A 19,580-nucleotide genomic window follows, 5' to 3' on the forward strand; every position below is an offset into this window, starting at 1 on the left:
GCGGGACGGGCGCGGCGGCCCCCGCAGCGGGGCCGAGCAGCGAGATCGGCGGCGGGGAAGGGCGGTGCCGGGAAGGCGTCGCGGCCGCTTTCGATCGCCAGATTGGTTCAGACCATCAGGCTTGTCAAGTTCCTGACCGGTAACCGTAGTCGGCCACGGGTCGCGCTCGCTGCGGCCGCGAGCCGGCGCGTCGACGAGCGCTTTCCTCGTCCCCGTCGGCCCCGGCCTCCACCCGGTTCCGCAGCGCGCCGTCGCGCCGGCCGGTCCGCCGCCGAATCCGCGACCTCCGCCTCGTTCACCGACAACGCCGCCTCCATCGCAGTCTCCCGCAAACTCGGCTACCGCCCCGACGGCCTCGTACGCGAGAACCGCCAGGGCGAACCCGCCCTCACTCAGCGCTTCCGCCTCGACCGCGCCGACTGGCAGCCCACCCGCCGCGAGGACATCCACCTCGCCGGCCTCGCCGACTGCACCGCGCTGTTCGGTCTCCCCGGCTGACGAACCTGCGGAACTGCCCGACCCGGCACGGACGTTGGAGGACCGAGTACCGGAACCGACCCCGGAGCGGTGATGCTGTCCTACCTGATCGTGCTGGCCGTCCTGGCCGCCGTGCTGACCCTGCTCGGCCTGGCCGGACAGGCACTGCGGCGCCACCGCGGAGCCGCCGCCGCAGTGGGCGGCGCACTGGCCGCGTACGAGGAGGCGGTGCGCGGCACCTCGTACGCGGCGCACGCCGAACTGCTCGCCGAGGCCGACCGCAAAGCGCCGATCGAGGTGCCCGGCGGCCGGTTCGACGGCCGGGCGCTGCTCACGACCGGCCCGAGCCGCCCCGCCCGCGGCATGTGGCGGTCCGTCAGGGCGTGGTGGCGGCGCGGCTGACCACCACGTTCAGGTGCTTCATGATCGGCTGATCGCTCTGGCTGCTGAAGTCGCCCAGCGCGCACAGCACGTTCATCTCCGGCATGTACCCGGCCGCACAGCCGCGCGGCAGGTCGTACGGGACGGCCAGGTAGCCGTGCAGCGCGCGCGTCGAGCCGTCCCGGGCCGTCGCCGTGATGTCGACCGGATCGAGTTCGGCCAGACGGCGCTCCCGCATGTCCTCGCGGTTCATGAACACCAGCGTGCGCAGGTTCCGCACCCCCCGGTAGCGGTCGTCGTCCGAGTAGATCGTGGTGTTCCACTGGTCGTGCGAGCGCATCGTGCCCAGCACCAGCGTCCCCGGCTCCGGCACCACGTCCGGCAGCGGAGCGGCGGAGAACTCCGCCTTCCCCGACGGGGTCAGGAACACCAGCTCGCGGGCCGGCTGCTTGATCCGGAACCCCAGCGGCAGCCGCACCCGGCGGTTGAAGTCCTCGAAACCGTCCAGCGCCTTCGCCATGGTGTCGCGGATCCGGTCGTAGTCCTCCACGTACCACTCCCACGGCGTCGCACTGTCCGGCAGCGCCGCCCGCGCGATGCCCGCGACGATGGCAGGCTCCGACAACAGGTGCGGCGACGGCAGACGCTTCCGCATGCCCACCGACAGGTGCACCATGCTCATCGAGTCCTCCACCGAGGTGGCCTGCACCCCGCCGCGCTGCCGGTCCTGCTCGGTGCGGCCCAGACACGGCAGGATCAACGCCCGCCGCCCGTGCACCAGATGGCTGCGGTTCAGCTTCGTCGACACGTGCACCGTCAACTCGCAGCTGCGCAGCGCCCGGTGGGTGAAAGCGGTGTCCGGCGCGGCCATCGCGAAGTTGCCGCCCATCCCGACGAACACCGACACCTCGCCGCGCGCCATCGCCCCGATCACCCCCACCGTGTCCAGCCCCGGCTCGCGCGGCGGATCGATCCCGCACACCGTCGCCAACCGGTCCAGGAACGCCGCCGCCGGCCGGTGGTCGATCCCGCAGGTCCGGTTGCCCTGGACGTTCGAATGCCCGCGCACCGGCGACGGCCCCGCGCCCTCCCGGCCCAGATTCCCGCGCAGCAGCAGCACGTTGACGATCTCCCGGACGGTGTCCACCCCGTGCTCGTGCTGCGTCACCCCCAGACACCAGGAGAAGATCGACCGGTCCGCCTCCCGGTACACCCGCGCCGCCTCCAGCAACTGCGCCCGGCTCAGCCCGCTCTGCCGCTCCAACTCCTCCCACGGCGTGCGCTCGCACAGCTCCCGGTACGCGGCGAAACCCGCGGTGTGCCGCTCGACGAACTCCTCGTCCAGCGCCCGCGGATCGTGCTTCGCCTGCTCCAGCAGCGCCTTCGCCATCGCCCGCAGCAGCGCGAAGTCCCCGCCGATCCGCACCTGAAGGTTCAGCGTGCTGGTCGAGGTGGCCCGCATCAGCGCCATGTTCGCGAACTCGTGCGGCACGATGGTGCGGGTCGCCGCCGCCTCCACCAGCGGATTGATGTGCACCACCTGCGCGCCCCGCCGGTGCGCGTCCGCAAGCGCGGTCAGCATCCGCGGCGCGTTCGACGCGGCGTTCACCCCGAGGATGAACAGCGCGTCCGCGGCCTCCCAGTCCTTCAGGTCGACGGTGCCCTTCCCGGTGCCGAGCGAGGCCGTCAGCGCCCGGCCGGACGCCTCGTGACACATGTTCGAACAGTCCGGGAGGTTGTTGGTGCCCAGCTCACGGGCCAGCAACTGGTACAGGAACGTCGCCTCGTTGCCGAGGCGCCCCGAGGTGTAGAACGCCGCCCGGTTCGGATCGTCCAGCCCGCGCAGCGCCCCGCCGACCAGCTCGAACGCCTGCTGCCAGGAGATCGGCAGGTACCGGTCGGAGTCCGCGTCGTACACCATCGGCTCGGTCAGCCGCCCCTGGTCCTCCAACGCGAAATCGCTCCACGTGGAGAGCTCGGCGACGGTGTGCGCCGCGAAGAACTCCCGCCCCACCCGCTTGCGCGTCATCTCCCACGTGACGTGCTTGATGCCGTTCTCGCAGATGTCCAGGTGCAGGCCCTTGTAGTCGTCCGGCCACGCGCACCCCGGACAGTCGAAGCCCCCGTTCTCGTGGTTCATCCGCAGCACCGCCCGCGGCCCGTCCACCCACTCGCCCGTCCGCGCCAGCACCCGCGCCACCGACTTCGCCGCACCCCACCCCGCGGCCGGATGCCGATAGGGCTCCACTCGCGGCTCGGCGCTGTCCGGTTCCTCGGTTGCGGTCACGACGGCACTCCCGCCTCGGTGAACGGCACCGGGGTCAACGGTGCCGCTGCGGCTGGCAACGACCTTCCGGATCCTGCCGCCCGCCCCGCCCCGACGCCGCCGCCCACGCCCGCCCGCCCCCGCGAACCACCCACCCGCACCACACGCCCCCTGGTCACCACCGGTGGTGCGGCCCCACAATCGGCAGGATGAATCAGACGCGTACGACCTCGGCCGACTGGTCCGCCCTGGCCCGGGATCTCGACGGGGGACTGGTCCGGCCGGGCGAGGAGGGGTACGGGGTGGCCCGGCTGCCGTACAACTCGCGGTTCGAGGTGCGGCCGCAGGCGGTGGTGTTCGCGCAGCAGGCCGAGGACGTGCGGCAGACGATCGCGTTCGCCCGGCGGTACGGGCTGCCGCTGGCGGCCCGCAGCGGGAGCCACAGCTACGGGGGCTGGTCCACCAGCCCGGGGATCACGCTCGACCTGGGCCGGATGAACGCCGTCACCGTCGACGCCGACACGGCGACGATCGGCGGCGGCGCGCTGCTCATCGACGTGTACGACGCGCTGCTCGCCGACGACCGGGCCATCCCCGCCGGGAGCTGCCCGACCGTCGGCATCGCCGGGCTGACCCTCGGCGGCGGACTCGGATCCGTCTGCCGCGCCTACGGGTTGACGTGCGATCGGCTGCTGTCCGCGGTGCTGGTGACCGCGGACGGCCGCAGCCGGGAGTGCTCGGCGGAGCGCGAGCCCGAGCTGTTCTGGGCGTTGCGCGGCGGCGGGGGCGGCAACTTCGGGGTCGTCACCTCGTTCACGTTCCGCACGCACCCGACGACCGAGGTCACCACGGCCTCGCTGCGCTGGAGTTGGCGCGACGCGGGCCGGGTGCTGGACGCCTGGCAGCGCTGGGCGCCGGCCCGGCCGGACGAACAGTGGTCCAGCCTGCGGCTGACCGCCGGGCCGACGGGAGAGTGCACGGCGGAGGCGCACCTGTACGTCCTCGGCGACGGCCTCGACGCCGCCGGCGCCCTGGTCGCCGCCGTCGGGACCGAGCCGGTCGAACAGCGCCACGAGATCGTCCCCTACCGGGAGATGATCATGTCGATGACGGGCCACCCGGGCACCCCCTCGCAACTGCACCTGACGGGCCGGACGCCCGACGCCGTGCTCGACCGGCCGCCGTTCGTCGCCACGTCCAACTTCTTCCCCGTCCCGCTGCCGCCCGCCGGCGTCGACACCCTGGTCGCCGCCGTCAACCGCCGTGCGGCTGACGGCGGTTCGGGCTACGTCCTGCTGGACAGCCTGCGCGGCGCGGTCGGACGCGTCGCCCCCGACGCCACCGCGTTCGTCCACCGCGACGCGCTGTTCTCCGCGCAGTACCACTGCTCGTACGACCCCGGCACCCCGGCCGCCGTCCTCGACGACGCCGCCCGCTGGCTGCGCACGCTCCGGCGCGCCATGCGGCCCTGGGCCGGCGACCGGGCCTACGTCAACTACGCCGACCCGCAGCTGGAGGACTACGCGCACGCCTACTACGGCGCCAACCTGCCGCGACTGTCGGCCGTCAGGGCGGCCCACGACCCGGACGGGTTCTTCGACTTCCCGCAGGCCGTGCCCCTGCCGCGACCGGAAACGGGGTTGCCTCGCGGTCAACGAGCTTGTCCACTGGACACATTGACCGGTCGTTGACCACTGAGAGGGCTTCGCCATGCTCGGAGGAACGCACACCGCCGCACACGAGGTCGTCATCGCCGGCGGCGGGCCCGTCGGACTGTGGCTCGCCTGCGAACTGCGGCTGTACGGCGTCGACGTGACGGTGCTGGAGACCCGGACCGAACCCGACCCGCACTCCCGGGCCCTCGCCGTCCACCCGCGCACCCTCGAACTGTTCGCCGCCCGCGGGCTGGTGGAGCCCTTCCTCGCCGAAGGACTGCGGATGCCCGGCGGACACTTCGCCGCGCTCACCCGCCGGATGGACTTCTCCCGGCTCGACACGCCCTACCCGTTCATGCTCCTGCTGCCGCAGGTCCGCACCGAGCAGCTCATCGGCGCCCACGCCGAGGCCGTCGGCGTCCGCGTGCTGCGCGAGCACCGGGTGACCGGCCTGGCCCAGCACGAGGACGCGGTGACCGTCGAGGCCGACACCCCCGCCGGACGCCGACGCCTGGACGCCGCCTACCTGATCGGCTGCGACGGCAGCCGCAGCACCGTCCGCGCCGCCGCAGGCATCGGCTTCCCCGGCCGGGCCGCCACCCGGTGGTCCTGGCTGGCCGACGTCACGCTCGACGCCCCGCCGGCCATGCAGTCCGCGTCCAACGAGCACGGCACCGTCCTGCTGTTCCCACTGCCCGGCGGGTTCCACCGGGTCGTCGGCAGCGACGCGCGCACCGCCCAGGAAAAGCCCGAGGACCTCGACGTCGAGGAACTCCGCACCCGGGTCCGCAGAGTCATGGGCACCGACCTCGGCATGCGCGACCCGCGCTGGATCTCGATCGTCGGCAACGCCGCCCGACAGGCCGAACGCTACCGCCACGGCCGGGTGCTGCTCGCCGGCGACGCCGCGCACAGCCACTTCCCCGCCGGCGGCCCCGGCCTCAACGTCGGCCTGGCCGACGCCGGCAACCTCGGCTGGAAACTCGCCCAGACCCTCGCCGGCACCGCCCCCGACGGCCTCCTCGACAGCTACCACGCCGAACGCCACCCGGTCGGACAGGAACTGCTGCGCAGCACCAGCGCCCAGACCGGACTGATGACCAGCCACACCCCCGAGAACCTCGCGCTGCGCGGACTGCTGGCCGAACTCATCGGCACCGTACCCGAGTTCTCCGACGCCCTGGCCCGGCGCGCCGCCGGGATCGCCGTCGGCTACCCGCCCGCGGACGCCTCCGGCGCCCCCGACGCCCACCCGCTCACCGGCACCCGCGCCCCCGACCTCGCCGTCCACGGCGGCGGCACGCTGCTGTCGCTGCTGCGCCGCGGCCGCTACGTCCTGCTCGACCTCACCACCGCCCCCGGCGCGCCGTCGCCGCTCGCGCCGCTGGTCCACGACACCACGCCGGGCCTCGACGTCCGTACCGGCCCGCCGGCCTCCGGCCGCCCCGACTGGGCCAGGGTCACCGCGGCCCTGGTCCGCCCCGACGGCCACCTCGCCTGGCTGTCCACCGACGCCGACCCCGCCGGGCCCGCCCGCGCCGCCGTCACGGCGACGCTCGCCCGCCGGTAGCGCCGCGCGGCGCCCGCAGCCCGCCGACCGGCGGGACGTGAGCCCGCCGACCGGTTGTGAGCCGGCCGGCGGGACGATCCGTCAGGGACAGGCGCCGGTCACCTCAGGTGCCGGGCGAAGAACCGTGCGCCGGCGTCGAGTTCGTGGTGCGGGACGCCGGTGTGGCCGCCCAGGTTGGCGTGCAGGGTCTTCTCCTTCGAACCCAGGGCGTCGAACAGATCCAGCGCGGCCTGCCGGTCGTTGCCCTCGTCGTCCCACTGCAGCAGCACCAGCAGCGGAACGGAGACCCGCCGGGCCTCCTCGAACATCGCGGTCGGCACGAAGCTCCCCGCGAACAGGGCGGCGGCCGCGACGCGCGGCTCGACCGCCGCCAGCCGGACGCCGATGGAGATCACCCCGCCCTCGTAGCCGACCGGGCCGTCGATCTCCGGCAGCGCGAGGCAGGCGTCGATGGCGGCCCGCCACTCCGGGACGGCCTTCTCGACCAGGGGGAGGACCAGCGCGTCGACGATCTCGCCGGAGAGCGGCTCGCCCGCGGCCAGCGTCTCGCGCATCCGCGCCCGGGCCTGCTCGAGCTCGGGCCAGTGCGGACGCTCGCCGCTGCCGGGAAGCTCGATGGTGGCCGCGGCGAAACCGTACTGCGCCGCGTAGTGGCGGGCCCGCCCCGCCAGCCGGGGATACATCCTGCGCAGACCGAGCGGCGGGTGACCGACCAGGATCAGCGGAACCGGCGCGTCGGCGGACGCGGAAGGGGGCGTCCAGAGAATGCCCGGGATGTCGCCGAGGGAGAATTCGCGTTCGAGGACGCCGTCGTCGTGGCGCTGCTCGGAAGTGAAGTGCACGGTCGTGCCTTTCGGGAGTGCGGTTTGAAACGGCGCTCCCGGACGACCTATCGTCCGACCGTGACCCCGGAGGAGAGCACCCATGTCGATCCTGCGTTCACGGGTACCACCTCCTTGTTCTCTCGCACGGCTTTCGGAAACGTAGCAGCGGCCGCCCTGCTCCGGCAAACGGATTTCGACGCGAACCCCGAAGGACGGCGGGCGGCCGTACGGAGGTACCGGCCATGCTGGTGTGGATCAACGGACCGTTCGGCGGCGGCAAGACACAGACCGCCCACAACCTGGCCCGCCGCCTGCCCGGCGCCGCCGTCTGCGACCCCGAGCACCTCGGCTTCGGCCTCCACCGGATGCTCCCGCCCGCGCTGCGGGGCGACTTCCAGGACCTGCCCGCCTGGCGCACCGGCACCGTCGAGATGCTCGACCTCGCCGCCCGTCGCCACCCCGGACCGCTGATCGTCCCGATGACCGTCACCGAGCCGGCGTACTTCGCCGAAACCGTCGGCCGACTGCGCGAACTCGGCCACGACGTCCGGCACTTCGCGCTGCTCGCGGACCGCGCCACGGTGCTGCGCCGACTCGCCGAACGCGAACCCGTGCACCACCTGCGCCGCCTCGCGCACCTGCCCGCACCCGCCGGCGGCGAGAGCTTCGCCGTCCGCCGCCTCGACGACTGCCTGCGCCGCCTCGCCGAACCCGCCTTCGCCACCCACCTGCCCACCGACCGCCTGACCGTCACCCAGGTCGCCGACCGCATCGCCCACCTCACCGGCCTGCGCCCCACCCCCGACACCGACACCCCCCTCCACGCCGCCCTCCGCCGCGCCGCCGTCAAAATCCGCCACCTGCGCCTCGACTGAACGCGGTCGGGCGCGGCGCGGCCCCGGGCGGTGTCCGGGGCCGCAGTGCGGCCTTGCGTCGGACACCGGCCGGGGCCGGGGCGGCGGCTACCAGACCGGGGCGAGGAGTTCGCCGGTGGTGGGGTTGCGGACGGCGATGGCCTCGACGGGGCACATTTCGGCGGCCTCGGTGAGGTCGTCGGAGGGGGCGGTCGTGGGGTGGACGGGGGTGGCGCGGCCGTTGGGGGCCAGGGTGAGCGCGTCGGGGGCGGTGCGGGCGCACAGGCCGCTGCCGATGCAGCGGGCCTGGTCGACCGTCACGGCGACGGGTGCGGCGCTCACCAGGCGACCTCCAGGCGCAGCGGGCTGCGGGTGAGCAGTCCGGTGCGCCAGGCGATGTCCTCGACCGGGGTGGCCAGGCGCAGTTCGGGCAGGACGCGGGCGAGGTGGTGCAGGCCGAGTTCGAGTTCCATCCGGGCCAGCCAGGCGCCGAGGCAGTGGTGCGGGCCGGCGCCGAAGGTCAGCGACGGGGTGCCGAGCGGCGCGAACAGGTCGGTCGGGCCCGGCGGGTAGACCTCCGGGTCGAGGTTCGCGGAGGTGCTGTCGCAGGCGATGATCGCGCCCTCGGGGATCAGCACCCCGCCGATCTCGACGTCGGTGACCGCCCGGCGCAGCTGCCCCGGCGCGGAGGTGCGGTCGCCGAGCGGGACGGTGCGCAGGATCTGCTCGGTCGCGGCGGTCGCCGCCGACAGGTCCTCGCCGATCCGCCGCCAGGCGTCCGCGTGTTCGGCGTCCAGCAGGTACACCAGCGCATTGCCGAAGCTGGTCATGGTGGTCTCGTGGCCGGCGATCACCAGGCCGATGGTGAGCGAGGTCAGCTGCGCCTCGGTCACCCCGCCGGTCTGGTCGGCGGCCTGCACCAGCGAACTCACCAGGTCCTCGCCGGGGTTCTTCCGCCGGGCCAGCACCAGCTGGTACCCGAACTCGCTGAACTCCCCTATGGCGGTGCCGATTTCCTCGGCGGTGTAGGCCGTGGTGGACAGCGCGTGGTCGCTCCAGTGGCCGAGCCGGTCGATGTCCAGGCCCTCCAGCTCCATCAGCCGGCTGATCACCCGCACCGGCAGCGGCTTGGTGAGCGCCGCGACGACGTCCGCGGGCGAGCCGGAGGCAGCCAGGTCGTCCACCAACTCCCGTACCACGCCGTCCACCCAGGGCCGCCAGCGCTCGATCGCCCGCGGCGTGAACGCGCGCTGCACGGTGCGGCGGATCAGCTGGTGGTCGGGGCCGTCACTGTTCAGCATCGACGCCGGGTCGTCCAGGATGTTCGGCGTCAGGGTCAGCGGCGGCGCGTCCGGCGCGTACAGCGTGGCCCGGCCGAAGCCGGGGTGCGCCAGCGCCTGCCGGACGTCCGCGTGCCGGGTCAGCACCCACACCGGGGTGCCGGTCGGCAGCGCCGCCAGTCTCGGCGGGCCCGGCTCGGCGCGCAGCAGGCAGTGCAGGGGCACCAGCGGTTGTGCTTCGGATGCCTCGGGGTGCGCGGCGGCGGTCAATTCCGTCCTCCTGGCGAGAGACTGCGGACTGCCGACCGGCAGCCACACCCGACCGTATGCGGCACACCGGCCCCGCAGCAGCATGGAATCCAGCCACCGTGGAATCCCAACTGGTGGACGGGAGACGGAAATTGTTTCGAGTGAATTCGAGTGAACGCGGGGTCCGTCAGCCGGCGACGACGGCCAGCGCCTCGATCTCGATCAGCAGCTCCGGCCGGAACAGCGCCACCACCTGCATCGCCGAACTCGCCGGCAGCCGGGCCGGGTCGAGGTACGCCTCGCGGGCCTCGCGGATCGCCGGGAGGTACCCGATGTCGGTGACGAAAATGGTCAGCTTGACGACGTCCGCGAAGCCTGCACCGGCCGCCGCCAGGCAGCGGTCCAGGTTCGCGAACACCTGCCGGGCCTGGGCCGCCGCGTCGCCGTCGCCGACCACCCGGCCCTGCTCGTCGAGGGCGACCTGCCCGGAGACCTGGACCAGGCGGCCCGTGCCGGTGACCACATGGGTGTAGTGGGCGGCCGGGGCGACGCCCGCCGGCTCGGCGATGTGGGTGAGGTGCGAGGAAGTCATGACGATCATCCTCGCGCACCGGCGCGGGCGGACGCACGCCGATTTCGACCCGGGATCAGCCCTCGACCCGCGGCAGCTCGCGCAGGAACGCCCGGTCGGAGTCGGGGAGTCGGCCGAGCGGGCCGGCCGCCCGCAGCACCACGTCCAGCACCGCGTCCGGCTCGCACGCGTAACCGCCGCTCGCCCAGGCCGCGTTGGCCTCCACCACCGCCCAACCCCCCGGCGTGCGGCCGACGTCCACCACCGCCGCGCTCGGCAGCGGCGCGCACTCGGCCGAGGCCGCCAGCACCTGCGCCGCGAACGCCGACAGCTCCGGGCCGTCCGACTCCGGGCCGTCCGACTCCGGGCCGTCCGACTCCGGTGCGTCCGACTCCGGTGCGGCAATGGACAGTTCGCCGTCGCGGGCGTACCGGGAGGCGGCCCGCACCGCGCCGTCCAGCACGAACAGCCGGTACTCGACGGCGAACCGCACCACCTCGCTGACCAGCACCGGCACATTTCCGTCCAGCAGCTCCGGGCCCGGCAGTTCGCTTCCGTCGCCGTACACCCGCGCCGCGAAGTGCTTGTCCGCCGGGGCCTTCACGAACGCCGGACGCGACAGCCGCCGGGCCGCCGCGAGCGTCGTCAACTCGACGTCACGGCCGGTCAGTTCGCGGGGGAGCATGGCCAGCCACGCGGGCGACGGCTCCAACAGGCCGAGCCCGAGCGCCCCGCCGACCGCGTCCGCGAACAACGGGCCGCCGTACAGGTGGACCTGACGATTCGTCAGCTCCCGTGGGGCGCGCCAGGAGGACGCCGTGAACGCCCGCATCCCGCGCCGGCCCGCAGCCGTGCGCAACTGCAGACCGGTCTCGTTGATCCGGGGCGCGAGCAGCAGGGTGGCGGCGGAAGTGTTCATGGCGACGATCATGATGTGCCGAGAGGCCGTCCGGCCAGCGGTTTTCCCGCCGCCGCAGCAGCCGTGGCCGCAGCAGCCGCAGCCGCAGCCGCCGCCTCTGCCGGGCTGCCCCGGATCAGCAGGCCGGCGGAAGCTGCGGGCACCCCCAGTCCGCGAGGTCGACCGGCGCTCCCGGCTCGTCCGTCAGGTGGCAGCAACTGCCGTACGGCCACGTCGTGACCGAATCCGGCCGATGCCCTGCCGCGAACGGCTCGTGCGACCGGGTCGTGCCCGGCCACCGGCCCTCCTTGCCCGGCGCGTGCGCGACCGCCGTCGACTCCAGCGGCCCCTCACCGGTGTTGCCCACCGCCATGGCCGGTTCCTCCCCCGTTCGTCCGCCCCGCACCGGGGGCGGTGCGGCAGTCGCCGGAAGCCGGGCGGGCCGCCGGGTGGCTCAGAGGGTACGGCGCATCGCCAGCCGCGGCCAGCGGTCCAAGCCGTGCGCGACCTCCCGCGCCCGCACCTCCCGCAGCTCCGGGCCGAGCCGGTCCGCCGGCACCGGCCGGAACCCGCAACGCTCGTAGTACGGCGCGTTCCACGGCACCTCCGCGAACGTGGTCAACGTCAGCGCGGGCAGCCCCTCGGCCGCCGCGACCTGCGCCGCATGCTCCAACAGCGCCCGTCCGACACCCTGCCGCGCGGCGTCCGGATGCACCGACACCTGCTCGACGTGCAGCGCGTCGTCCACCCGCTCGGCGATCAGGTACGCCAGCGGACGGTCCGCGTCGTCCACCGCCACCCACGCCAGCCTCGATTCGACGTACTGCGTCAACTCCTCGACCGACAGCGGCTCGTCCTCCGCGATCTCCGGCATCCCCACCTCGTGGAACCAGCGGCCGGCGGCCCGCTCGATCTCCTGAAGCACCGACAGTTCCTCGACCTGCACCGTTCGTACCCGCATGCCGCCATTCTGCACGCCCCGACCGCTCGCCCCGACGCCCACCCCCGCCACCGCCGCCACCGGGGCGCCCACCACGACCTGCTCCGGTCGGCCACCCCGAGGGCCGCACGCTGCCGCCGGCCGGCCCGTGGCGACCCGGCGGACCTCGGCGGCCTCCAGCGGGCCGCCGCGCAGCACCGACAGCCGATCCGCCGCCAGGGCGTTGTTGCCCTGGCCCACGTGGCCCGGCTGCACCGCTCCGTGGATCAGCGATGTCTCGATCTGCTGCGCGGCTTTCCTCGCGGCAACGAAGCCGACGATGACCTGTGGTCTTTCGTGGACCACCGGCTGCTGCCGTGGTGGCTTTGGCGTCATCACGCCGGCCAGCGAGTGCTCTGGCTGTTCCGTGACAGATGGCGGGGTTGAGGTGCTGGCCGATGGCGGGAACGGGAACGGCCACCATCCCGAGCTGCCGGGCGACCTCGGCGATCGCATGACCCTCGGCGCTTTCCAGCACGATTCGCGAGCGCAGGGCCAGCGCCTGCGCGCTCGACCGGCGACGCACCCACGACTGCAACATCTCCCGCTCGGCCCCGGTCAGCACCATGGGCGGGATCTTCGGTCCAGGACGGCTCACACCAGACCAACGACAAATATCCGACTCAGCTTGACGTTTGACCTCGCTGAGCGTGGTGCTCCTTGATCGACTCAGCCCGTTTGATGGTCTTGCCAACGTCGTGGCGCTTGGCCCGGCACTTGTTCTTCGAGCCGGGAGGCCGTCCCGGTCCGGTCCGGTCCGGGACGGTTTCGGTGCAGCGGCCGGGCGGGTCGCCGTCGCGCGGACGTTGCGAAACCCCCGCCTCATCCGGGCTGGGGTGAGACGGCGGGGTTCGGCAGGGGTTCCCAAGGGCGGCGAAGGTCCTCAGCGAGCGGTCGGGCGAGGCGGAGTTGGGTGTGGGCGGCGATGATCAGCCAAGTCCACAGGTCGGCGGTATCCGCGCGGCGGACCTTCGGGGCGGTCCAGCCGAGAGTGTCTGCTTCATCAGCCGGAAAGTGCGCTCCAAGTCGAATCGTCGCAGGAACGACTGCCACCAGCGGTTCACATCCGCCGAGGCAGCGTTGACGGCCGAGCACCACAACCAGACCGGCTTCGGTTCGTGGTCGCCGGGCAGGTGCTCACTTTTCAGGCAGATCAACGTGCCGTGCAGGACAGGCAGTTCCTCCTCCGCATGGTCGAGCCACGGGCCGCGGTGGGCGAGCCTGGGGTGCATCCGGTCCCATGTGATCGCATCTGCGACGCCATAACGTGCCTCTATGTGTTTGGTCAAGGGGCCGGTGGCTGTCGGGAGGTGGTCTGACACCCTGGCGTGTGTGGGAGACGAGCCGACTGTTCCGGTGCAATGCCGATGAGGGCCTGCGGCCTTGTGACTTCTGTGGTCATTTGAGAGCAATAGTCAAGAGTTGTGGGTGAGCTGATTTTCAACTCTCGCTGCGGTGGCTGAGGGTGGCCTTCGCGGTGTTGCGGATCCGCTTGGTGCGACCGGCTTCGGCGAGAAGCTCGATGGCCTTGGTGTTCGTCCCGGCGGCGGTCTTTAGTTGGAGCCAGTTGGATGACGCGAGCAGGTCGTCCGGCTGCCACGGCAGCTTGAGCGTGACGGCGCGGAACAGTGACCACTCCCGCAGGCGCTGAGCCAGGAAGGGGTGGTCGAGCGTGGCCTGGGTCATCGCCTGCACCCACCCCTGGTATACGGGACCGGGGTAGAGGCCGGCGGCTCGACGGTCCAGGTGACGCAGCACAGCGGACTGGGCCATCGTCTGGTCCGGATCGGTGAGCACGCGGCTGACCAGGTCGACCTCGTCCGGTTCGGCAACGCGCCCCAGCTCGTCGAGGTAGGCCGCGAAGCGGACGTGCTCGTCCGGGTTCTGCAGGACGTCGTTGACGCTCAAGCGGCCTGCTCCCCGCGCTCGACCAGGACCCCGTTCTCGAACCGCGCGCCGGCGCGGACCAGGGACACGAGGTGGGCTCCGGTGATCGCGCGCCATCGCGCCTGAGCGGACTCGACCAGCTTGAACACCATCGCGAGCGCAGCCGCAGGACTGCCCGCACCTCGCGTGACCTTGGTACGGAGCTTGACCGTGGAGAAGGTCGACTCAATGGGGTTCGTGGTCCGCAGGTGAATCCAGTGCTCGGCCGGAAAATCGTAGAACGCAAGCAGTTCGTCCCGGTCCTCGGTGATCTTCGCAACGGCCTTCGGGAACTTCGCCCCGCAGGTCTTCGCGAACGCCTCGATCGCCTTCTCGGCGTGGCTGCGGTCCTCGGCGTTGCAGATCTCCTGCATCGCCTTCGTCGCGCCGGGCTGCGCGGACTTGGGCAGGCAGTTGGTGACGTTGCGGGCCTTGTGAACCCAGCACTTTTGCGGCCTGGCCGCTGGGAACACCTCGGCGAGTGCCTGCCACAGGCCCATGGCGCCGTCGCCGATGACCAGCTCGGGGTCGCGCATTCCGCGCCGGCGACAGTCCCGCAGCAGGTCCGCCCACGACTCGGTGGACTCCCGCAGCCCCTCAGCCAGAGCGATCAGCTCCTTCGTGCCGTCCAGCCGGACCCCGAGCAGGACCAGGACGCACGAGTGGGCCTGCCCGAGCCGGACCTTCGGGTGCACGCCGTCAGCCCAGACGTAGACGAAGTCGCGATCCGACAGGTCCCGGGTCTGGAAGGCGGCGTGGTCGTCGCTCCACTGCTTCGTCAGCCGGGTCACGGTCGCGGCCGACAGGCCGGCCGTGCCGCCGAGGAACTGCTCCAGCGCGGGCACGAAGTCGCCGGACGACAGGCCGTGCAGGTAGAGCAGCGGCAGCACCTCGGAGATCTTCGGCGACTTGCGGCACCACGGCGCCAGGATCTTCGAGGAGAACTGCTTGCGCTCGCCGCTGACCTCGTCGACGCGGCGGTCGTTCACCCGCGGCGCGGTGACCGCAACCGGGCCGGCCGCGGTGACCACGGTCCGGGGCCGGTGGTGGCCGTTGCGGACCACCAGGCGGTGCCCTCGCTCGTCTCGCTCGGCAGCCAACTCGGCTATGCACTGGTTGACTTCCGCCTCCAGTGCGGCGGCCGGCATCCGCCGGGCGCCTTCCCGCACGATCTCGTCGATCAGGGAGCCGGACTGTGTGGAGCCGTCGTCGGTGACTACGCTGAGCATGGGCGTACCTTCCCGACCCGCGCTGCAACACGGGCCTACTCGGAGACCTTACGGATCATTCGGGAAGGTACGCCTTCGGCATGCCCTCCCGGAACCGATCCACAAGTCCTGAGCATTGCTCGTCATTTGGTCGCGGCGGACTCTGTGGACGAGTACGACTGTCCGGTTTGTGGAGATCCGGAGTCTCGGTGATTCAGGACGTTCCGGCTGGCCGGGACTGGTAGAGGGTGCCGTCGCGGAGCATGGCGTACAGGACGTCGACCCGGCGTCTGGCCAGGCAGAGGAGGGCCTGGGTGTGCCGCTTGCCCTGGCTGATCTTCTTGTCGTAGTAGGTCCGTGAGGCCGGGTCGGCGAGGGAAGCGAACGCGGCCAGGAAGAACGCCCGTTTCAGCTGCTTGTTGCCGCGGCGGGAGGGCTGTTCGCCGCGTATCGAGGATCCGGAACTGCGGGTCGCGGGGGCCATGCCGGCGTAGGAGGCGAGGTGGGCTGCGGTCGGGAACGCGCTCGTGTCGCCGACGTCGATCAGGACCCGGGCACCGGTTCTGGTGCTGATGCCGGGCATGGAGGTCAGGATCTGCGACAGCGGGTGCTCGTCGAGCAGTTCCTGGATCCGCTTCTCCAGGAGCTTGCGTTGGTCGAGGACGGCCCTCAGCGAGCCGGCCAGGCTCGGCACGATCAGCGCGGCCGCCTCGGTGCCCGGGACGACGACGGTCTGCTCGTCCGGCGCGCTGAGGATGTCCTCGACCAGGCGCTCGAACATGCGTGGGGCCAGCGGCCGGGCGGCATCGAGCAGGCGGCGGCGTCCGACCTTGCGCAGAGCGGCCGGTGAGCCGAACCGTCCAGCAAGGCCAGGACTGCCGGGTGGTCGATCCTTGGCCCCAGCACGCGTTCCAGGTGCGGGTGGATCTGGGTGAGCAGGCCGCGCAGGCGGTTGGCGATGCGGGTGGCCTCGCCGGCGAGGTCGTCGTCGAAGCCGACGATCATCTCCAGGTCGGCGATGGTCTCGTCGGTGAGCTCGATGCCGCGCAGGGTGTGCGGCATGGTGCGGGCGGCGTCCGCGATGACGAAGGCGTCACGGGCGTCGGTCTTGGCTTCGCCGGGGTAGAGGTCGGCGATGCGGCGCGTCGTCAGGCCGGGCAGGCAGGCGACGCGGCAGCCGGCGTCCCGGGCGACCGCCAGGGCAGGGCGCCGATGGAGGCGGACTGGTCGACGACGACCAGGACGGTGCCGTGCTTGGCGGTGAGCTTGTCCAAGACGGCCCGCATCTTGGGTTCGCTGTTCGCAGCCGCTTGTCGAAGGCCCGTTTGCCGGCCCGGGTGACGGCGGTTCCGTGGTGTTCGCCCTTGCCGACGTCCAGGCCGAGGAAGACGTCCACATCGCTGGTGTCGATCACGCTGATCCTTCACGAGGTCGTGCTGTCCCGGCCTCGTTGGCGTGGCACCGGTCGCCGGCATCCACGTTACGAAGAGCCTCCCAGCGAGCTGGTGGTCCTGCCTCTATCAGCGGTCTACCGATGCCTCCGGTCCGGTGACACCACCCCCCCGGATCATGCGAACTACAGGGGGGAACAGTCATGCCGGGCCGGAGGCCGGGAGCCCCGTTGCGGGGCCACCAAAAAGGTAACGGGGGGGGCAGGGTCTGGCTGGTCTGCGCGGTCGGCGTCGTGCCGTTGAACAGGCGGGCGGTGACAATGCCGTTGGGCGCGACCGACCAGAGGTCGACGGTGCCGTCACGGTTGATGTCGGCGGCCTGCAGCACGGGAAACGCCGCGGCAGTGAGACCGTCGGAGACCTTGACCGGGCGGTCGGGCCATTGTCGGTGCCGAGAATGGCAGCGATCGCCAGGTTGGTCAGCACGGTCGGGCTTGTAGTACCAGACCTGGCCGTTGGCAGCGTTGCGGGCGTACAGCGCCGGCAATCGACTACGGAAAGCAGCATGACGGGAAGGGCGCCGCAAGGCAATATATTCTCGACCAGGCTCGCGGCTACTTGGCGAGCGGAGATTATGCCAAGAAGGACGCGATGTATGACATGATCATGGCCGGGCATTAGGGCAGGTTCATCGCGATCGGATAGGTAGTCGGGGTGGCAGGGGCGATATGACCCCTGCCACTCTGGCGGATTTTGGCCCACTGTGCAGGGATTTATTGGGGGGGGAAATTGAAGCGTCGGTCATCGAATGTTCAAATGCTTTCATTCTGTGCGGTGGCATTGCTCGGCATGTTGCTGATCGGAGCCTGTGCAACGTTCTCCGGGAAGGAGGGCCATCCGGATGTGACGGGAAATTGGGCGGCCGGTGAGGAGCGATTGGAGATCCACCCCGATGGGCGGATGGGGGATGCGAAAATTCTCGAATCCCTGTGCCATTCCGAGCTTGCGCAGTCTCCATCTGTCAGAGAAATCGGTGGCGCCACCTGGCACTACAAGGAACTGCCCTCTGCCGGGCCGGGCATCGGGATCGTCCTGCCGGACTTCTTCAAGCCGGGTCTTCCGTGTGAAGTCGAACTGCTCATCACGAAGAAGGGGGCCGGGGTGGACGAACTGACGCCGACCAGTGGGCCGACGCCGGCCAAGCCGTTCCGCAGGCGGTGAGCCTTTTCAAGGCGGGCACCGTTCGGGTGACGGCAGGGTGCTCGGGATGGGAGCAGAACGAACGAGGCTCCCGGGCGGTTGAGCGAGATGTCTCACGTCTCAACCAACCAGCCAGGGAGCCTCGTTGGTCACATATCCTGCCGCACTGGACCTGCCGCGCGCGCCCGTCGAGTGGGTCACGATGCTCATCGTCACCCGGGAGGGCGACCGCAGGTGCAAGCTCCGGCCCTCGCAGCGGGCTCTGGTCGCGCTGGTGTACCTGCGCAAGCACGACAACCCTCGCCCAGATCGCCGCCGGCTTCCGGATCAGCGTCGGTACCGCCCATGCCTACGTCCACCAGGTCACCGACCTCCTCGCCCGGCGCGCGCCCGGCCTGACCCGTGCCCTGCGTGAGGCCGACCCGGAATACGTCCTGGTCGGCGGAACCCTCGCCGAGTGCGACCGCGTCGGCGACGGCCGCGCCGACCACTCCGGCAAGCACCGCCGCCACGGCGTGAACCACCAGGTCATCACCGGCCCGACGGGCAAGCTCGTGTGGATCTCCCGCGCCCTGCCCGGCCGTACCCACGACCTCACCGCCGCCCGCACCCACCGCATCGTCAGGACCTGCGCCCGGCTACGTATCCCCGCACTGGCCGACATGGCGCACACAGGTGCCGGCGGAACGTTCGCAGTGCCGACCAGACGCCCCGCCCGCAAGGAGCTGACCGCTGGGCAGCGGCCGCCGAACCGGGCCCACGCCCGGCTCCGTCACCCCGTCGAACGCGGCGTCGTCACCGTCAAGTCGCCGCCGTCAAGCGCCGGCGAATCTTCCGCCACGCACGTTGCAGCCCGAACCGGCTGACGTCAGCAGCCAAGGCAGTCCTCGCCCTGGAGCGTCACCGCTGAAAGGCTCAATGTGGCGAATGGGATGATCAACGTCGTCGCCGACTTCTTCGACTGGTAGGCCTGAAAGATGATCGTTACAACGCTTGTCGCCCTGTGCGCCTTGGGGTCCGGAACGGTGGCCGTCCGGCGTGGGATGCGGAGCTGGCGAGGCCAGGCCCCCTTCGCGCCCCGGGCGGTGGTACTCGCCACACCCGCCGTGCAGGCCGGAGTGGAGCGTGCCCTGCTGGTGCTCGGCGTGTTCCACTACTTCCTCGGCGTGATGATCGGCCTGGGCGGATACCTCAAAGCCGTGGGTGCCATAGGAGGCGCGAATCCGCCGCGGCCGTCCGTGGCCCTGGTGGTCGTGCTGCTGATCCTCCTCGTCGGCGTCGTCACCACCTCTTGGACGGCGATCGCGATCGTCTGCTTCAACCGGCCGCGGTTCCTGGTCCCGCCGCACCTGCGGGACCAGCCCGGCACCATGTCGACCCGTCGTCGACACCCAACGGCACGTTAGGAAGGCGAGAGACGTCATGAACGATCGGGCCTCCGCGGTCGGAAGCGTGCGGGTCACCCGTGACTCCACGCGTCTGCGGGACGAGTGGCGGGCCTACACGATCCTGGTCGACGGCGCCGCCGTCGCCACGGTCCGTCGCGGCAAGTCCGTTTCGGTGGATCTCCCACCCGGGCCGCACACGGTTCGACTCAAGATCGACTGGTGCGCGAGTCCGGAGGTCGTCGTCACCGTGGCCGCGGGCGCCGAGCGCCGTTTGGAGTGCGGTCCGCAAACCAGCGAGGCCGGCAACCTGTCCCTGATCACCGCGGAGCGCGACAACTACCTGTGGCTGCGTCCGCCCGACGAGCCGGCAGGCTGAGTCGGAAATCGGTCCTGTCCGCACCATGTTGTTGGTTGCCCCGCGGGACTCCGTGTGGAGGATCTGACTACTGAACTTGATTGAGTG

The 19,580-nt window shown here is 71.7% G+C and carries 17 protein-coding genes and 3 pseudogenes; 9 read left to right on the plus strand and 11 right to left on the minus strand.

From position 1 onward, the window contains the following. Positions 1-102: 102 nt before the first annotated feature. Together AMK19_RS36695 and AMK19_RS32090 are read left to right on the plus strand one after the other, a co-directional pair. Positions 103-498, plus strand: a complete 396-nt coding sequence (locus tag AMK19_RS36695) for a GNAT family protein (protein WP_073818727.1) — start codon at positions 103-105, stop codon at positions 496-498. A gap of 72 nt (positions 499-570) precedes the next feature. Continuing rightward, entirely contained in the window at positions 571-879 is a 309-nt protein-coding gene (locus AMK19_RS32090) for a hypothetical protein (protein WP_073818729.1), read from the plus strand. On the opposite strand, the gene AMK19_RS32095 is transcribed toward AMK19_RS32090, so the two are convergent. Further along, complete coding sequence (locus tag AMK19_RS32095) at positions 854-3,145, minus strand: FdhF/YdeP family oxidoreductase (protein ID WP_073818731.1); 2,292 nt, start codon at positions 3,143-3,145, stop codon at positions 854-856. The genes AMK19_RS32090 and AMK19_RS32095 overlap by 26 nt on opposite strands. 188 nt (positions 3,146-3,333) lie before the next feature. Between AMK19_RS32095 and AMK19_RS32100 the strand changes: the two genes are divergently transcribed. Both AMK19_RS32100 and AMK19_RS32105 read left to right on the plus strand, forming a co-directional pair. After that, a complete protein-coding gene (locus AMK19_RS32100; RefSeq protein WP_083647540.1) occupies positions 3,334-4,815 on the plus strand; it encodes an FAD-binding oxidoreductase in 1,482 nt (493 codons plus the stop codon). Between the two features lie 19 nt (positions 4,816-4,834). After that, on the plus strand, positions 4,835-6,349 hold the full coding sequence (locus AMK19_RS32105) for an FAD-dependent monooxygenase (RefSeq protein WP_073818735.1): 1,515 nt from the start codon (positions 4,835-4,837) through the stop codon (positions 6,347-6,349). A gap of 98 nt (positions 6,350-6,447) precedes the next feature. Here AMK19_RS32105 and AMK19_RS32110 read toward each other — a convergent pair whose 3' ends face one another. Then, positions 6,448-7,191: a dienelactone hydrolase family protein gene (locus AMK19_RS32110; RefSeq protein WP_073818737.1), complete on the minus strand. Its 744-nt coding sequence runs from the start codon at positions 7,189-7,191 to the stop codon at positions 6,448-6,450. Positions 7,192-7,415: 224 nt separating this feature from the next. Between AMK19_RS32110 and AMK19_RS32120 the strand changes: the two genes are divergently transcribed. Next, complete coding sequence (locus tag AMK19_RS32120) at positions 7,416-8,048, plus strand: AAA family ATPase (protein ID WP_073818739.1); 633 nt, start codon at positions 7,416-7,418, stop codon at positions 8,046-8,048. An 87-nt stretch (positions 8,049-8,135) separates the two neighbouring features. On the opposite strand, the gene AMK19_RS32125 is transcribed toward AMK19_RS32120, so the two are convergent. The 9 genes and pseudogenes from AMK19_RS32125 to AMK19_RS32165 form a co-directional block, all read right to left on the minus strand. Further along, positions 8,136-8,369, minus strand: coding sequence for a ferredoxin (locus AMK19_RS32125; protein WP_073818741.1), 234 nt, complete (start codon positions 8,367-8,369; stop codon positions 8,136-8,138). Continuing rightward, complete coding sequence (locus AMK19_RS32130) at positions 8,366-9,577, minus strand: cytochrome P450 (protein WP_073818743.1); 1,212 nt, start codon at positions 9,575-9,577, stop codon at positions 8,366-8,368. The genes AMK19_RS32125 and AMK19_RS32130 overlap by 4 nt, the downstream gene beginning before the upstream one ends. 166 nt (positions 9,578-9,743) lie before the next feature. Beyond that, the gene (locus AMK19_RS32135) at positions 9,744-10,157 is read right to left on the minus strand and encodes a RidA family protein (protein ID WP_073818745.1); all 414 of its coding nucleotides are present in this window, start codon (positions 10,155-10,157) and stop codon (positions 9,744-9,746) included. Between the two features lie 46 nt (positions 10,158-10,203). Beyond that, on the minus strand, positions 10,204-11,046 hold the full coding sequence (locus AMK19_RS32140; protein ID WP_143200514.1) for an ATP-grasp domain-containing protein: 843 nt from the start codon (positions 11,044-11,046) through the stop codon (positions 10,204-10,206). Positions 11,047-11,479: 433 nt separating this feature from the next. Continuing rightward, a complete protein-coding gene (locus AMK19_RS32150) occupies positions 11,480-11,986 on the minus strand; it encodes a GNAT family N-acetyltransferase (protein WP_073818776.1) in 507 nt (168 codons plus the stop codon). Positions 11,987-12,627: 641 nt separating this feature from the next. Continuing rightward, positions 12,628-13,269 (minus strand): annotated as a pseudogene (locus AMK19_RS37760) (NF041680 family putative transposase); the annotation flags it as partial. A 175-nt stretch (positions 13,270-13,444) separates the two neighbouring features. After that, a complete protein-coding gene (locus AMK19_RS32155) occupies positions 13,445-13,912 on the minus strand; it encodes a hypothetical protein (RefSeq protein WP_073818752.1) in 468 nt (155 codons plus the stop codon). Next, entirely contained in the window at positions 13,909-15,159 is a 1,251-nt protein-coding gene (locus tag AMK19_RS32160; RefSeq protein WP_073818753.1) for an IS256 family transposase, read from the minus strand. The genes AMK19_RS32155 and AMK19_RS32160 overlap by 4 nt, the downstream gene beginning before the upstream one ends. A gap of 193 nt (positions 15,160-15,352) precedes the next feature. Next, positions 15,353-16,552: pseudogene (locus AMK19_RS32165) on the minus strand (IS110 family transposase). An 811-nt stretch (positions 16,553-17,363) separates the two neighbouring features. Between AMK19_RS32165 and AMK19_RS32170 the strand changes: the two are divergent. The 4 genes and pseudogenes from AMK19_RS32170 to AMK19_RS32185 all read left to right on the plus strand — a co-directional run bounded on the left by AMK19_RS32170 (position 17,364) and on the right by AMK19_RS32185 (position 19,493). Beyond that, complete coding sequence (locus AMK19_RS32170; protein ID WP_143200515.1) at positions 17,364-17,750, plus strand: hypothetical protein; 387 nt, start codon at positions 17,364-17,366, stop codon at positions 17,748-17,750. A 124-nt stretch (positions 17,751-17,874) separates the two neighbouring features. Next, positions 17,875-18,639, plus strand: a pseudogene (locus tag AMK19_RS32175) (transposase family protein). A 133-nt stretch (positions 18,640-18,772) separates the two neighbouring features. Then, the gene (locus AMK19_RS32180; RefSeq protein ID WP_073818757.1) at positions 18,773-19,135 is read left to right on the plus strand and encodes a hypothetical protein; all 363 of its coding nucleotides are present in this window, start codon (positions 18,773-18,775) and stop codon (positions 19,133-19,135) included. A gap of 16 nt (positions 19,136-19,151) precedes the next feature. After that, the gene (locus AMK19_RS32185; RefSeq protein ID WP_073818759.1) at positions 19,152-19,493 is read left to right on the plus strand and encodes a hypothetical protein; all 342 of its coding nucleotides are present in this window, start codon (positions 19,152-19,154) and stop codon (positions 19,491-19,493) included. Positions 19,494-19,580: the final 87 nt, after the last annotated feature.

The organism is Kitasatospora sp. CB01950 (assembly GCF_001905465.1).
Classification (GTDB): Bacteria; Actinomycetota; Actinomycetes; order Streptomycetales; family Streptomycetaceae; genus Kitasatospora.